This is a genomic window from Thermobacillus composti KWC4 (assembly GCF_000227705.2).
GTDB classification, from domain to species: Bacteria; Bacillota; Bacilli; order Paenibacillales; family Paenibacillaceae; genus Thermobacillus; species Thermobacillus xylanilyticus.
This window is the reverse complement of the sequence record NC_019897.1, coordinates 3,593,886-3,609,726: the sequence shown is the minus strand read 5'-3', so window position 1 is coordinate 3,609,726 and position 15,841 is coordinate 3,593,886. Positions and strand designations below refer to the sequence as shown.

The following is a 15,841-nucleotide window of genomic DNA, read 5'->3' as shown; positions in this document are numbered from 1 at the left end:
AATACCGCTCATCTGCTACAATATTTGTATTCCATCCGTGTTCCGTTTTACGGTTTGGCAGCGGTCAGCGCTTGAACATCCTGAAATGGGACGGTGGACAGATGAAGAGCTGGATGCTTGAAGCGGCAATCGGAGCAGTGCTTGCGGCGGGTCTGTGGGCGGGATGGCGATTGTTCGACAAGAAACTTCTTCAAGCGCCTTCGGATCCATCGCCGGATGTTTTGCGGAAGACGGTGTCGGTGGTCATTCCGGCCCGCAACGAGGCGGCGAATCTGCCGCATCTGCTCGAGTCACTGCGCGACCAGACGCTGCCGCCCGTCGAAATCGTGGTGGTCGACGACGGTTCCGAGGACGGAACCGGGGAGATTGCGGCCCGTCTCGGCGCGAGCGTCGTGCGCCATGATGATCTGCCGCCGGGGTGGACGGGGAAGAACTGGGCGCTCTGGGACGGTTTCCACCACACGACCGGGGACATCGTTGTTTTTCTGGACGCCGATGTGCGGCTGGCGCCCCGGGGGTTGGAAGCGCTTGCATCAGAAAGGGAGCAGACGGGAGGCGTCATCTCGGTCGTCCCGTACCATGTCGTGCCGCGGCTGGCCGAGAAGCTGTCGCTCGTGTTCAATATGCTCGGCGTTTTCGTCTTCATGTCGCCTTATGAGGCGAACAACCCGCGCCAGGGGCTGTACGGCCCCTGCATTGTGACGTCGCGCGACGATTACCTGCGGGCGGGCGGCCATGCCGGCATCCGCTCCGAGGTCATCGACGACCTGGCGCTCGGCGCGCGCTGCAAGGCCGCGGGCATTCCGCTCGCCCATTATCTCGGCGGTGATCTCGTCTCCTACCGCATGTATCCCGGCGGCATCCGCCAGGCCGCCGAAGGGTTCGCGAAGAGCGCGGTGCCCAGCATGGCCGTGGTGAGCCGGACGACGGTCCTCCTGTGTGCGCTGTGGATGATCGGCATGTTCTTGACGGGCTTGTTCTTCTGGCTGGACTGGCTGCTTGCGGCCGGCCTCATCCTGTACGCGGCGCAGCTGTACCGCATGGCGCGGGTTGCGGGGACGTTCGGCGTGCTCATGCCGGTCCTGCACATGCTGCCTACGCTGTTCTTTGCCGCCGTCATGCTGTATTCGCTCTATCAGACCGCATGGCTTGGCCGCGTCACCTGGAAAGGCCGGCAAATCCATCTGGGAAGCGGGAGGGACGCATGATGGCGCTCTGGTTCATCCTCGGCTTCCTGTCCGGTTCCGTCATGTATGCCCATCTGCTCGGAAAAATCGCCTGCGTCGACCTGCGCACCATCGGCGACGGCAACCCCGGGGCGTTCAATCTGTGGCAGGCGGCCGGATACCGTTTCGGACTGCTGGCCGTCGTCCTTGATTTCATGAAAGGGTTCGTCCCCGTGGCGGTATGCCTGCAGACCGGCGTCATCCACCCGGACGATCCGGTCCTCATCCCCATTGCCGCCGCGCCGGTGCTCGGCCACCTGTTCTCGCCGTTCCTCCGCTTTCGCGGCGGCAAGGGGATCGCTGTCACCTTCGGCGTCTGGAGCGCGCTCACGGCGTTCGAAGTGACGCTGGTCTATGCCGTCATCCTGGCTGTGCTGCTCGTGATCGGCCGCGCGCTCAACGGCTGGCGCCCGGTCTCGTCCGAGGCGGACAGCTTCCAGGTCGTCCTCGGCATGTTCGCCGTATCGGTCTGGCTGCATCAGCGGTCGTATCCCGCCGCCATCTTCTGGGGCTGGTGCGCGAACATCGCGCTCATGATCTGGGCTCACCGCACCGGGCTCAGAGTGTTTCTGAAGAAATGGATATGACCGGTACGGACGGCGCGGCCCCGGACAGCTCCCGCACCCTGTCGATCGCCTCGAGCGCCAGCTCCGGGTGAAGCTGCGGAATCATGTGCGCGACGCGCGGGATTTCCCTCAGCTCGGCATGGGGGATATCCCGTTTCAACCGGGCGGCCTGTTCCCGGGTCCCGTAAGGATCCTCCTCGCCGACCGCGATGACGACCGGGCAGCGGATCTCGCGATAACGCCGGCCGGCCTCCAGCGCGGCGGGCACGAACGCGAGAATGTCTTCCCGGTTCGCCCGGAACTGGCCCGGCCGGAGCCAGAGCTCCAGCGCCGCTTCCCGGTAACCCGCCGGCACCGGCTCGGGGGCGAACGCCTGCCGTACCGAAGAACGGGCGAGCGCCATGCCGAGCGGACTTCCCGGCACCGTGTTCACGAAAATCGGCCCGACCACCGGCGCGGCGGCCAAGCGGGAGATCGGATCGCCGTGTTCCGCGGGATACTCTTCTTTGTACATCGCTCCCGCGAGCGTGACGACGCCGGAGACGTCATCCGGGTAGTGAAGCGCGTAGGTCAGCGCCAGCAGCCCGCTCCAGGAATGGCCGACGATGATCGGCTTTTCCACCCCCATCTGCTTCAGCGCGCCGTGAATGAGCCTCGCCTGGTCAGCCGGCGTCGCCCGCGGCGGCCGTTCGCTGTAGCCGTAACCCGGGCGGTCGAACGCGATGGCCTCATACCCGCAAGCTGCAGCCCGTTCCACCACCTGATCAAAATCGTTCGCCCGCAGCACTCCGCCATGCAGCAACACGACCGGCGTTCCCTCGCCTTTGCGGATATAGTGCAGCTTTGTCCCTTCGACGGTAATGAACGATCCGGCCGGAGGAAAAGCGGCCTCCGCCTGCGCGGACCGGATGCGGTTGTACAGCCACAGCGCCGCGGTCAAGCCGGTCAGCAATAAAACAGCGATCAGCAACATCCACATGGGAATCCTCCTCTTCAACATTCTTTAAAGTGTTCGATTACCATACTGAACGGTATGTTCAGGCCAAATAAATCGCCGCAAAAATCCAGGATTTTTGCGGCATCATACCTTGCCAGAGCAGGCGGGCAATCGTCCGGCCTTGCGCTGCTGTCCGGACGCAGATCACGTGCATCGGCAGGCTGAACGAACCGGCTCCGCGGCATCACCTGGGAATGCGCATTCAATTCGTTGTAAAAGGTGCAGAAATATTGGCTTCGCCTCCTGTTCCCGGCGAACGGGCCGTTCTTACAATGGAGCCTGAGAACGGATATTTGACGGGAGGTGGCCGATATGATCGCAAGCCTCGGATACGGAACCGGACATCGGGCGCGGCGCATTTTCACCGCCATGCTGGCGGCGCTGCTGGCGTTCGGCGCATCCTGGACGCCGGAGCGCGCGGAAGCGGCGCCCGCCAATCTGGCGGTCAATCCAGGATTCGAGGACAGCGATGTCGACTGGACCGGCTGGACGTATGACGGCACGTTGAAGAACGGCGACACGCCGGTGGTGTTCCTTCATGTCGACAAAGGCGGAACCGGCGATGTGCACAGCGGCAACAATTCGCTCGCCTACTGGCTGGACGAGCCGTTCAGCTTCACGCTGACCCAGACGTTGACCGGCCTGGCCGACGGCGAGTATGAGCTGACGGCCTGGGCCGAGGGTGGGAACAGCGGGCAGGCCGGCGACACGTCGCTGAAGCTGTTCGCCGAATCCGGCGGGCAGCGGGTGGAGGCGCCCATCGCCGTCACGCCCTGGGGCGATTGGCGGCAGTACACCCTCACGGTGCAGGTGAAGGGCGGACAGGCGGTCATCGGTTTTGAGGTCGAAGCACCGGCGACTCAATGGGGAGCGTTCGACGACGTGATGTTCCGGCTTGTGGAAGACCCTTCCGCGGACCCGCCGGGCCCGGCATGGGACGCGGACAAATCGCTGCAGGCGCCGGACCTGTCGTCGCGCAGCGTGAAGCTGCAATGGACCGCCGCGACGGATCCGGACGGCATCGCGCATTACCGCATTTACCGGGACGGCAAGCTGCATGCGACAGTCCCGGGCAATGTACAGACCTATACGATCGCGAACCTGCGGCCGAATACCGAATACCGGTTCAGGGTGGAAGCGGGGAATGCCGCAGGCGAATGGACGACGGACGGCCCGGAACTGGCGGTGACGACGCCGGATGGAGCTGCCGCGGAGACGCTTTTCCTCAAGGGAGCCGACATTTCAACGCTGCAGGCGATCGAGGACGCGGGCGGCAAGTACTATGACAACGGCGTGGAGCGCGATTTGCTCGCCATCCTGAAGGATCGGGGCGTGAACGCCATCCGGCTGCGGGTGTGGAACGACCCGGTTCTCGCGGACGGTTACAACGACAAGGTACACACGATCGAGATGGCCAAGCGGGTGAAAAACGCCGGGCTGAACCTGCTCATCGACTTCCACTATTCCGACTTCTGGGCGGACCCCGGCAAACAGGAAAAACCGGCGGCTTGGCAGCATCTCGACTTCGCCGGTCTGAACCAGGCGGTCTATGACTACACGGCCGAAGTGCTGAACGATCTGCATGCGGCGGGCGCCTGGCCCGACATGGTGCAGATCGGCAACGAGATCAACAACGGCATGCTGCTGCCGGACGGATCGACAAGCCGCTTCAACCAACTGGCCGAACTGATCGGCAGCGGCATCCGGGCGGTCCGCGATACGACCCCGCCGGGACGCGAGGTGAAGGTCATGATTCATCTCGCGGAGGGCGGCGACAACGCGAAGTTCCGCGGCTTCTTCGATGCGCTGACGGCTTACACGAACGACTTCGACGTGATCGGCCTGTCGTTCTATCCGTACTGGCACGGGACGTATCAGCAGCTCAAGGACAATCTGAACGACCTGGCCGTCCGTTACGGCAAGGAGCTGGTCGTCGTCGAGACGGCGCATCCGCATACGCTCGAGGAAGGCGACGGCTGGCCGAACATCGCCGGCGCGGCCGATGCGGAGAAGGCCGGATTCCCGGCGACGCCGCAGGGGCAGGCGGACATGCTCACCCTGATGATGAACACGGTGGCGCATACGGCGGGCGGCCTGGGCACGGGCGTGTTCTACTGGGAGCCGGCCTGGATCCCCGTGCCGCGAGACGCGAACGGCGACTACCAGGCGGGTTGGAAGACGAAGGAAGGCAACGCGTGGGACAACCAGGCCATGTTCGACTTCAAGGGGAACGCCCTGCCGTCCCTGGATGCGTTCAGGTTCGATCCGGCGAACCTGCCGGCGAAGGCGCCGATCCGGGCGCTGACACCCGCGGGCGTGACCATTCCGGCCCTTGAATCGGTGGTAGATGCGGCCGCGCGTCTGCCGGCTGCGGTCCAGGTGCTGTACAACGAAGGCAGCATCGAGAGCGTGCCGGTTGAATGGGCGCCGCTCGATACGGACCGGCTCAGCCGGATCGGCACGTTCCGCCTCACCGGGCAGACCGCCGGACTGAAGCTGCCGGTTTCCATTGACCTCACCGTGACGGCGTACCGGAATCTGGCCGTAAACGGCGGATTCGAGGCCGGACATACACCGGACGGCTGGGACACGGCTGGCACTCCCGGCGCCGTCAAGGTCGACGGCAATGCGAACAATGCCTACAGCGGCATCCGGTCGCTCAACTATTGGCACGAGTCGGACTTTGCGTTCAAGATCAGCCAGACGATCACGGGCCTGCCCGACGGCTTGTACACGCTGCGCGTGAAAGCGTCCGGAGGCGGCGGCGACCGTATCCTGCGGCTGTTCGCGGAAGGATACGGCGGCGAACGGCGTACGGCGGACATCGTCAACACGGGCTGGAACGAGTGGAAAACCTACGCCATCGCGGACATCCCCGTCAACAGCGGACAGATCGTCATCGGCGTCGAAGCGGAAGCGCCCGGCGAAACCTGGGGGTTCCTGGATGACTTCGAATTATTCCGCCATGTGACGATGCCGGAATGGAGTGAAAGCGCCAAGCTGGAAGCGGCGGACATCGGAACGAGCCATGTCCGGCTGCGATGGTCCGGCGTCGCCAATCCGGAAGCGGCCGCGGGCTTCAAAATCTACAGGGACGGGAAGCCGGTTGCTGCCGTTGACGGCGGCGCGGACAGCCGCACGATCACCGGCCTGTCGCCCGGCACCACCTATACGTTCCAGGTCGAAGCAGGAAGCGACGCCGGACTTTGGACGGACGGCGGACCTTCCGTCACGGTCACGACGCGGCGGCCCGCGTCCGGCGGCCCGGCGCCGCAGAATCCGCAGCCCGCACCGGGCGGCGAAGACGAGGAGACGGAAGAACCGGACGAAGCAGAGGAAGCTGAAGTCGTGACCGTTCCGGAGGAAGAGCTGGCGGGGGCGGGCGACGGGCCGGTCGTCCTCGACGTGCCGGAGACGGCGGGCGAAGTGCGGCTGCCGGCGAATGCGCCCGATCTGCTCGGGGACCGGCCGCTGGAAGTGCGGAGCGGCGGCCTCGTCCTGCGGGTGCCCGCGGAAGTGCTGGCGCAGCTGGCCGGCCAGGCGGACGGCGCGAACGAGGCAGACCCGCGGGACGCCGCCCGGGGCAATGGAGTCTCCGCCATCCTGTCCGCCGCGGACGAAGCGTACCTGTCACTGCGGCTGCAGCCGCCCGCCGAGCCGCGGCAATGGATCGCCCGCGCGGAGCGGCGGACGGGCCTCGGCCTGACGGCGCTCGCCCGGCTCGTCGATCTGCGCCTGGCCTACGTCGACGGCGGCGGCGAGGTCTTCGCCCCCGAAACGTTCGCCGTTCCGGTGACGATCGGACTTCGTCCGGGAACGGAAGGCGCCTATAATCCGGACCTGACCGGCATCTACTTGCTGCTGCCCGACGGCGCGCTGCATCATATCGGCGGCCATGGCCCGGGCGAATGGACGGAGGCCGGGGCGACCCGCGCCGGCGTCTACGGGCTGCTTGAAGCGGCGCGCAGCTACGCCGACGTGCCGGACAGCCACTGGGCGCACCGGGCGATCTCGGCGCTCTCCGCGCGGCTCGTCCTCACCGGCACGGACGCAGCCGGCGGCCGGTTCGAGCCGAACCGGACCGTCACGCGGGCCGAGTTCACGGCGATGCTCGCGCGGCTGCTCAAGTTGCCGGACGACCCGCAAGCCCCGGACGCCCCGGCATTCGCCGACGTCCCGGACAGCGCCTGGTACGCCTCCGCGGCACGCGCCGCGCGGGCGGCCGGCATCGTGACCGGCGACGCCGACGGCTTGTTCCGGCCGAACGAGGCGATCACGCGCGCAGAGATGGCGGCGCTGCTGGCCCGCGCCGCGGCCCGGGCGGCGATCGGCAACGAAACCTCGCAGCCCGGAGCCGACGCGGCCTATGCCGACGGCGGCAAGATCCCGGCATGGGCACGGGACGCGGTGCGCCGGGTGACAGCGCTCGGCCTCATGCAAGGCCTGCCCGGCGGCACCTTCGCCCCGGACGGCGCGGCCAGCCGGGCGGAAGCGGCCCAGGTGCTGCACCGCCTGGCCTCCCTCATGGCCGGATATTGAACAAACATCACAAAACTTGCAATTCTGCCCTATTCGTAAGCCGCAAGATCGGTTATTCTGAATAGAAAGGCCAGATAAGCGGGAGGTTGCCCCGGGGAAGTCCGGGCAGCCTCTTTTCACCTTCCCGGAGCAAGCGACGACGGACGGTGGGGGATGTCATGCCGAAGCACAACCTCTTCAAGAAGATCGCGCTGATTCTTTTTGCCCTGCTGGTGCCGATCGTGGCCCTGTACGTGCTGTCCAACCGGATCAGCACCGATGTGCTGCGGGACGAACTGAACGACTCGAACGCGAACCGTCTCGCGTTCTTCCAGCATCAGGCCGACACGACGATCCAGTCGATCGCGCTGTGGCCCAACCTGCTCATCCACGACCCCGACATCACGGAACTCCGGCACACCTTCGAAAGCCCCGTCCCGTCGCTCGGGCTTGACCAGATCATGCTCGTGAAGCGCATCCAGCGCAAGCTGAGCATCCAGGAGAACTCCTCCAACTGGAGCAGCAGACTCTACATCTACTCGCCCGTGCTCGGCCGCGTGGTGTCGAGCAGCAATGCGGCGCCCTACGATCCCGGCGAACTGACCCGGAGGCTGAAGCCGGGATGGCACGTGGAGCCGGCGGAGGGCGGGCGGTACCTTTTCTCGCTGTTCACCATTTCTCCGTACGTCACCGAAGAACGTCTGCACAACGTCAACCTCGTGATTGAAGTGCAGTTCGACAGCTCCAATCTCGTTCACATGCTCGACCAGTTCAAAATCGGCGACCGCCGCGATCCGTTCTACTACATGCCGGGCGTCGGCGCCATCTACAACAGCACGGCGGACAGCGCCGCTGCGGACAGGCTGGTGGAACTGCTCGAAGAAGAGGGGGAACTGTCCACAGGCAGCCGGACCGTCACCCTGGACGGCCAGCCGTACCTCGTCTATCTGCAGAAATCCGATATCGCGGAATGGTACCTGATCGACTACATTCCGCTGGCGGAGGTCATGCAGCCGATCAAGCGGACAAACCTGCTGTTCTACGTGTCCGTCGGCTCCCTGCTGCTAATGGGTTGCGTCATGGCTTACGTCCTCTACGCCCAGGTGCAGTCGCCGCTGAAGCAGCTCGTGACGAGCTTCCAGCGGCTGAAGCTCGAAGACTACACCGTGCGCCTGAAACCGCGCGGCAAGAGCGAGTTCGCGTTCGTCTTCCAGCGCTTCAACTCCATGGTGGAGCAGATCCAGGAGCTGTTTAACCGGGTGTATCTGGAGCGGCTGCGCGTCCAGGAAGCGCGGCTGAAGCAGCTCCAGTCGCAGATCAACCCGCATTTTTTCCATAACAGCATCTCCTTCATCAGCAGCATGGCGAAAATGAAAAACCACCAGGCGATCATCGCGATGGCCGAAAACCTGTCGAGCTACTTCCGTTACGCGACGCGCCAGGAGCGGGATTTCGTCACCTTGGAGGAGGAGCTGCAGTTCGTCGGCAGCTATCTGGAGATTCACAAGCTGCGCCGCAGCCGGCTGACGTTCTCGATCGAACTGCCGTCCCGGCTGCGCCACCTGCACGTGCCGCCGCTGCTCATCCAGCCGCTCGCCGAGAACGCGGTGCGGCATGGAATCGAAGCGAACGGCGGCGAAGGGCTGATCCGCATCGCGGTCGGCGAAGCGGACGGCGTATGCCGCGTGACCGTGGACGACAACGGCAAGGGGCTGAATGAGGAGGCGCGCGGCCATCTGTTGCGCCGGCTGGCCGAACCGATGGACGAGCGGGCCGGCTGCGGCCTCTGGAACGTGAATCAGCGGCTATATCTCCGTTACGGCCCGGACGCCGGAATGCGGATGGAGCCTTCCCCGCTCGGCGGGCTGCGGATCGTGCTGGAGTGGCGGCTCGCGGGCCATGCCGCCTCCGGCGCGCCCGATGCGGTGACCGCCGCCGCCACCGACGCCGCGGCCAGCGCGGAGACCCCCGCGGCCGAATCTGCCGCGGACGAGGATGCATACGGCGAAGCCGCGCGCCCGATCTCCCATGTCCATGCGAAAGCGAGGGAACTGCCTTGATCGAACTGCTTCTGGTCGACGACGAGCCCTATATCATCGACAGCTTGAACGCGACGATTCCCTGGGAATCGCTCGGCATCAGCGAAGTGTGCGCCGCTTCCTCCGGGCTCGAAGCGCTCCGCCTGCTCGAGGAGCGTCCGATCGACATCCTCGTCACCGACATCCGGATGCCGGAGATGGACGGCCTCGAGCTGATCGAGCAGGTGAACGCGCGCTGGCCGAACGTGCGCTGCCTGCTGCTCACCGGCTATTCCGACTTCGAATACGCGAAGCGGGCGATCCGTCTGCAGGCGTTCGACTATATCCTGAAGCCGGTGAACGACGAGGAGTTCATGCGCAGCATCGCGGGCGCCGTCGATTCGCTGCGCGACGAATGGGCCGAGGCCGAGCAGCTCCATCGGATGCGCTACCGCCTCAATTCGGACCGCTCGATCATCAGCGGCGATCTGATCCGCGGGCTGGCGCTCGGCAGGCCGTGGCCGCGGCGCCGGTTGGAGGACCGGCTCCGCGAGTACGGCATCCCGCTCGAGCCGGGCGGCATGGCGCTGCTCATGCTGGTGACGCTCGGCCGCCCGTTCGCCGATTACGATGCGGAATCGCTGTCCCTGATCGAGTACGCCGTCGGCAACATCGCCGAGGAAGTGTTCGCCCCGGGGTTCCGCGTCTGGCACGGCAAGGCGCCGCACGACGGCGTCATGCTGCTCGCCGCTCCGCGGGACGGGACGGCGGCCGGCGAGGCCGGGCTGCCGGTCAAGGCGCAGCTTGAGCCGCTCGCCCGCGAGTTCCACCGGCAGGTGCGCCATTATCTCAAGGGCGACATCTCCATCGTCATCTCGCCCTGGTTCGTGTTCCCCGACGAGCTGGCGGGCGCCTACCGCGCGGCGCTCACCGAGCTGTTCCGGCACCGGGAAGACGGCGGCGGACAGATCCTGTTTCAGGAGGAGGCGCCGCACGACCCGGCCGCCGTGACGACGCTCGAGAGCCTGTACCGGCCGCCGACGCTCATCCAATTGCTCGAGTCGCGGAACTGGCGGGCGGCCGCGGACAAAATCGGCGAGGTGTTCGACTCGCTGGAGCGGATGTCCGCCACCCGCGAGCACCTGTACGAAGCGTTCCTGTCGATCGCGAGCGCCTACTTGTACCTGGCACACAAGCGGGGCGTGCTGTTCCACCGGATTGACCGGTCGGGCCTCGATCCGCTGCTCGATCCCCCGCTGCTGCTTGCGGCGGACAAAGTGCGGGCCTGGGCGCTCGATACGCTGGACAGTCTGCGGCGGCAGCTTACGGAGAACGAGCGCGACATCAAGAGCCGCATCGTCCGGCAGGTGCAGGAGATGGTCATGGCCGAGACCGGGGACATCTCGGTCCGGTCGATCGCGGAGCGGGTGTACCTGCATCCCGTCTACCTGTCCAAGCTGTTCAAGAGCGAGACCGGCGAGAGCCTCGGCGACTACATCATCCGGGTCAAAATGGAGCGCGCCCGCTGGCTGCTTGCCCACACCAACCGCAAAATCTACGAGATCACGGCCGAGCTTGGCTACCAGAACCCGCAATATTTCAGCAAGATGTTCAAGAAGCATTTCGGCATGACACCGCTCGAATACCGCGAGCGTTAGCGGCCGTCAAATGATTGCCAAAGGTGCGGAAATGTTGACATCGCGCCATAGGTTCACCGAAGCCTCCTTCCTATAATGAAAAGCAGACACCGGCAAGGTGCATCATCCTTAAGGCGATTGGGGGAGGGAAACATGAAAACCGGCATGCGGAAATGGTGGTCCGCCGCGCTGGTCCTCGTGCTCGCGGCGGCGCTGATATCGGCTTGCGGCGGCTCGCGGGACAAGGGCGGCCCGGCGGAGGGCGGAGGATCGCAATCCCCGGCGTCTTCTGCATCTCCGAACGCAAGCTCGAATTCCGGTTCATCCGATGGGCAGGATGAAAACCCTTACAGAGACAAGTACGATCCGCCGGTCACGATTACGACGGTGTGGGGCGTGGACCCGGCGCTGCAGTTCAAGAACGGCGAGACGATCGAGAACAACGTCGCGACCCGGTGGGCGCTCGAGACGCTCGGCATCAAGGTCGAAACGCTCTGGTCGGTCACCGACACGAACAACGCGTTCGTCACGAAGATGCGCCTGGCCCTGGCGTCCGGCCAGCAGATGCCCGACGTCGTCACGATCGGCGACGAGCAGCTCGCCCACGATCTGATCGACTCCGGCCTGTTCCGCGAAGTCGGGTCGCTGTTCGACGCGTACGCGAACGAGAAATGGAAGCAGGCGATGGCGCTCGACCCGCACGTCTGGGATCCTTATATCCGCGACGGCAAGCGGATGGGCATCCCGGTGCTGGACTACGCCTACAACCACGACTACCTGCTCTGGATCCGGCAGGACTGGATGGACAAGCTGAACCTCGAGGCGCCGAAGACGCTGGACGACCTCGAGACGATCATGGACGCGTTCAAGCACCGGAATCCGGACGGCCTGTCGCCGGATCAGGTGACGCCGCTTTCCATCGGCTTCAAGAACACGTTCAACACGTGGATGGGCGATCCGTCCTGGGTGTTCGGCGCGTTCGGCACGATTCCGGAGCAATGGAACCTCGCGGAAGACGGCACGCTGGCATGGGGCTCGATCCATCCCGGCGCGAAGCAGGCGCTCGAGACGCTGAAGCGCTGGCGCGACCTGGGCTACATCCCGGCCGAAGCGGCGCTGTGGGACGAGAACAAGACGGCCGAACCGGCGGTGGCGGGCACGGCGGGCATCATTCCCGGTCCGTACTGGATGAGCGGCTGGCCGCTGCAGGATACGGAGAAGAACGTGCCGCACGCGGTCTGGAAGCCGTACCCGATTCCGGCCGGTCCGGACGGCAAGGCGGGCCGCCACGGCACCCGCTTCACGAACGGCGTGACGCTCATCAGCAAGGACGCGAAACATCCGGAAGCGCTGTTCACGTACCAGAACTACCTGTTCGAGCAGCTGGCCGATCCGGAGCCGGGCAGCCAGTGGGACATCGGGGTGTTCAAAGGGTACGACTACGACCTTGACGCCAGCGGCAACCCGATCTACGGGGACGACATTCCGGGCGGCCCGGTCAACATCAACCGCTACTGGCTCGTGCGGGACGGCGCGCGGATTCCGGACGCGCAGATGAAGGCGCTGCTTGCGCTGGCGGACGGCAAGGAACCCGAGACCCGGCTTGAAAAAGAAGTGAAGAACAACTACGGTCCGGAGACGCCGGCCGCCGCCAAGGTGCTCATGTCCCAGCCCGACATCTCGTACACGAACCTGTTCAGCGGTCCGCCGACGCCGACGATGACGTCGAAACTCGACTATCTGAAGAAGATCGAGCTTCAGACATTCAGCGAGATCATCTACGGACAGAAGAGCCTCGACGAGTTCGACAAATTCGTCCAGACGTGGAAAAGCTCCGGCGGCGACCAGATGACGAAAGAAGTCAACGATTGGTACAACCAGACGAAGTAAAAGACCGCAATGCAGACAGTTCCGCGTCCGCGCCCGGTCGGACCGGCTGCGGACGCGCGCGGAACCGGAGGCCTGAAGCCTCCGGTTCCCCTTCTTTCGCGATTCAAGCGGAGCGCCTGCAGCGCTTCGCAACGGGGAGGCAGAAGGGATGAGACCCACCTTGAGGCGGACCTGGCCGCTGCACCTCATGCTGCTGCCCGCGCTGGCGGGACTGGTCGTGTTCAACTATGTGCCGCTCGGCGGCATCGTCATGGCGTTCATGGACTATAAACCTTGGCTCGGCTTCGACCATTCGCCGTGGATCGGCCTGGATCATTTCCGCGCGTTGTTCGAGCGGGAGGACAGCCTGCAGGTCATCTGGAACACGCTGATCATTTCCGTATTCAAAATCGTCTTCAACCTGCTCGTACCGTTGATTTTCGCGATTCTGCTGAACGAGGTGCGCATCCGGCTGCTGACCCGCACGATCCAGACGATGGTGTATCTGCCGCATTTTCTGTCCTGGGTCATTCTGGGCGGCATTCTGGTCAACTTCCTGTCGACGGACGGCGGTTTCGTCAACCGGGTGCTCGGAGCGATCGGGATCGGCCCGATCCCGTTCCTGATGCACGGCGACTGGTTCCGGTTCACGGTCATCGTCTCCGACGTCTGGAAAGAGTTCGGCTACGGCACGATCGTCTTCATCGCGGCGCTTGCGAACGTCGACCCGGCCCTGTACGAGGCGGCGGAGGTGGACGGCGCGAGCCGGTGGAAGCAGACGCTGCACATTACGATTCCATCGCTCTTGCCGATGGCGATCGTCGTCGGGACGCTGTCGCTCGGGAACATTTTGAACGCCGGATTCGACCAGATCTTCAACCTGTACAACAGCATGGTGATGAACAAGGGCGATATCATCGACACGTTCGTCTACCGGACGGCGATCCTCGAAGGCAACTTCGGATTCGCCACCGCCGTCGGCCTGTTCAAGTCGGTCGTCAGCATGGTGCTCATCGTCGGGGCGTACCGGCTCGCTTACCAATACGCCAACTACCGGGTATTCTGAGGAGGGGGCGCCATGTACCACAAAACGTTGCCGTACCGCATCTTCAGCGTCTTCAATACCGCGTTCCTCTCGGCGCTCGCCGTCATCTGCGTCATTCCGCTCCTGCACGTGCTGGCCGTCTCGCTCAGTTCGAAGGCGGCGGCGGACGGCAACCTGGTCGGGCTGTGGCCGGTCGACTTTTCGTTCGAGGCGTACAAGGCGACGGTGAGCAACCCCTATTTTCTCGGTTCGGTCTGGATTTCCGTGATGCGGACCGTGCTCGGCACGGCGCTCATCCTGCTCGTCACCGTGCTCGCGGCGTATCCGCTGTCGAAGGAGACCCGCGAATTCCGCGGCCGGCCGGTGTACGCCTGGGCGTTCGTGTTCACGATGATTTTCAACGGCGGACTCGTGCCGTTCTACATTCTCATCCTGAAGCTCGGGCTGATGAACAAATTCGCGGTGCTCATCATTCCGGCGATGGTCAACGTCTGGCTGATCGTGCTCATGATGAACTTCTTCCGCGGCGTGCCGCGGGCGCTCGAGGAAGCGGCGTTCATTGACGGGGCGAGCCATTTCGGCGTCCTGTTCCGCATCTATCTGCCGCTGTCGCTGCCCGCGCTGGCGACGCTCGGGCTGTTCGCCGGCGTCTGGCACTGGAACTCGTGGTTCGACGGGCTGCTGTACCTGAGCCGGAAGGAAGATTACCCGCTGGCGACCTACCTGCAGACGGTCATCGTCTCGCGGGACATGAGTTCGATGAATTTCACGATCGAGGAAATGCAGCTGCTCTCGCAGAAAACAATCAACGCGGCGCAAATTTTCATCGGGGCGCTGCCGGTGCTGCTCGTGTACCCGTTCCTGCAGCGGTATTTCATCAAAGGGCTGGTGCTCGGCTCGGTGAAGGAGTGAAATCCGGATGATGTTCATCAAGGGAATGGATCTGTCGTTCGTCGACGAGGTGGAGGCGGCGGGCGGGGCGTATTTTGACGGAGACGTCCGGAGGGATCCGATTGATCTGATGGCCGATCTCGGCATGAATGCCGTGCGGCTGCGCATCTGGAACGATCCGCCGGGGGGCTTCTGCAATCTGGAGCGGACGCTCGTTATGGCCCGGCGCATCAAGGAGCGGGGGCTGCATTTTCTGCTGGACTTCCACTATTCCGACCGGTGGGCCGATTCGGCCAACCAGTGGAAGCCGCGGTCGTGGGAAGGGCTGGACGCGGCCGGGCTTCGGGAGGCGGTGCGCCGGTACACGGCGGATGTGCTGTCCGCGCTCGCCATGCAGGGAACCGCGCCGGACATGGTGCAGATCGGCAACGAGGTGACGCCGGGAATGCTGTGGCCGGACGGGCGCGTGGACGGGGAATATGATACGGACGCGCAATGGCGCGCGTTCGCCGGGCTGCTGCAGGCGGGCGCGTCCGCGGTGCGCGCCGTCTGCCCGGATGCGCGGATCATGGTGCACATCGACCGCGGCGGGGACTGGGAGGCGACGCGGAAGTTTTTCGGGAAGATGGAGGAGCTCGGCGTCGACTACGACGTGATCGGCCAGTCGTTCTATACGTGGTGGCACGGGACGCTGGAGGATCTGAGGCATAACCTGGCGCTGACGGCGGAGACGTTTGGCAAGCCGATCGTGGTGGTGGAGACCGCCTATCCGTGGACGCTCCGGAAGTATGGGGATCCGGACTTGATTGTGGAGCGGGAGGATCAGCTTGCGCCGGACTATCCGGCCAGCGCCCCCGGGCAGTCGGCCTATCTGAGGGATTTCATGCGAATCGTGCGCGAGACGCCGAATGGGCTCGGCGCCGGATTCTACTGGTGGGAGCCCGCGTGGATTCCGGCGAAGGCCATGTGGTCGGTCGGCCATCACAACAACTGGGCAAACCTGACGTTGTTCGATTATGAGGGGCGCAGGCTGGCCACGTGGGATGTTTTGCGGGAGGAGGAAACGTGATGCGC

At 64.7% G+C, this 15,841-nt stretch carries 10 protein-coding genes; 9 read left to right on the top strand and 1 reads right to left on the bottom strand.

Going from position 1 to position 15,841, the window contains the following annotated elements; genetic code table 11:
• Positions 1–101 precede the first annotated feature (101 nt).
• Complete coding sequence (locus THECO_RS16455) at positions 102–1,208, top strand: glycosyltransferase (RefSeq protein WP_015256162.1); 1,107 nt, start codon at positions 102–104, stop codon at positions 1,206–1,208.
• A complete protein-coding gene (locus tag THECO_RS16450; RefSeq protein ID WP_015256161.1) occupies positions 1,205–1,813 on the top strand; it encodes a glycerol-3-phosphate acyltransferase in 609 nt (202 codons plus the stop codon). Before THECO_RS16455 ends, THECO_RS16450 begins: the two co-directional genes overlap by 4 nt.
• Here the strand turns inward: THECO_RS16450 and THECO_RS16445 are convergent.
• Positions 1,785–2,771 carry an alpha/beta fold hydrolase gene (locus THECO_RS16445; protein ID WP_015256160.1) on the bottom strand — a complete coding sequence of 329 codons (987 nt, stop codon included), beginning with the start codon at positions 2,769–2,771 and terminating at the stop codon, positions 1,785–1,787. The two genes, THECO_RS16450 and THECO_RS16445, sit on opposite strands and share 29 nt — an antisense overlap.
• Positions 2,772–3,101: 330 nt before the next feature.
• On the opposite strand from THECO_RS16445, the gene THECO_RS20720 reads away from it, so the two are divergent.
• The 7 genes from THECO_RS20720 (at position 3,102) to THECO_RS16410 (ending at position 15,836) form a co-directional block, all read left to right on the top strand.
• On the top strand, positions 3,102–7,328 hold the full coding sequence (locus THECO_RS20720) for a glycosyl hydrolase 53 family protein (RefSeq protein WP_015256159.1): 4,227 nt from the start codon (positions 3,102–3,104) through the stop codon (positions 7,326–7,328).
• 158 nt (positions 7,329–7,486) lie between these two features.
• Positions 7,487–9,367 carry a sensor histidine kinase gene (locus THECO_RS16435; protein ID WP_015256158.1) on the top strand — a complete coding sequence of 627 codons (1,881 nt, stop codon included), beginning with the start codon at positions 7,487–7,489 and terminating at the stop codon, positions 9,365–9,367.
• Positions 9,364–10,983, top strand: a complete 1,620-nt coding sequence (locus tag THECO_RS16430) for a response regulator (RefSeq protein ID WP_015256157.1) — start codon at positions 9,364–9,366, stop codon at positions 10,981–10,983. The genes THECO_RS16435 and THECO_RS16430 overlap by 4 nt, the downstream gene beginning before the upstream one ends.
• A gap of 132 nt (positions 10,984–11,115) precedes the next feature.
• Positions 11,116–12,852, top strand: a complete 1,737-nt coding sequence (locus tag THECO_RS16425; RefSeq protein ID WP_015256156.1) for an extracellular solute-binding protein — start codon at positions 11,116–11,118, stop codon at positions 12,850–12,852.
• 148 nt (positions 12,853–13,000) lie between these two features.
• Positions 13,001–13,897 carry an ABC transporter permease gene (locus THECO_RS16420; RefSeq protein ID WP_015256155.1) on the top strand — a complete coding sequence of 299 codons (897 nt, stop codon included), beginning with the start codon at positions 13,001–13,003 and terminating at the stop codon, positions 13,895–13,897.
• A 12-nt stretch (positions 13,898–13,909) separates the two neighbouring features.
• Positions 13,910–14,788, top strand: coding sequence for a carbohydrate ABC transporter permease (locus tag THECO_RS16415; RefSeq protein WP_015256154.1), 879 nt, complete (start codon positions 13,910–13,912; stop codon positions 14,786–14,788).
• A 7-nt stretch (positions 14,789–14,795) separates the two neighbouring features.
• Positions 14,796–15,836: a glycoside hydrolase family 53 protein gene (locus tag THECO_RS16410; protein ID WP_015256153.1), complete on the top strand. Its 1,041-nt coding sequence runs from the start codon at positions 14,796–14,798 to the stop codon at positions 15,834–15,836.
• The last annotated feature ends 5 nt before the right edge of the window (positions 15,837–15,841 follow it).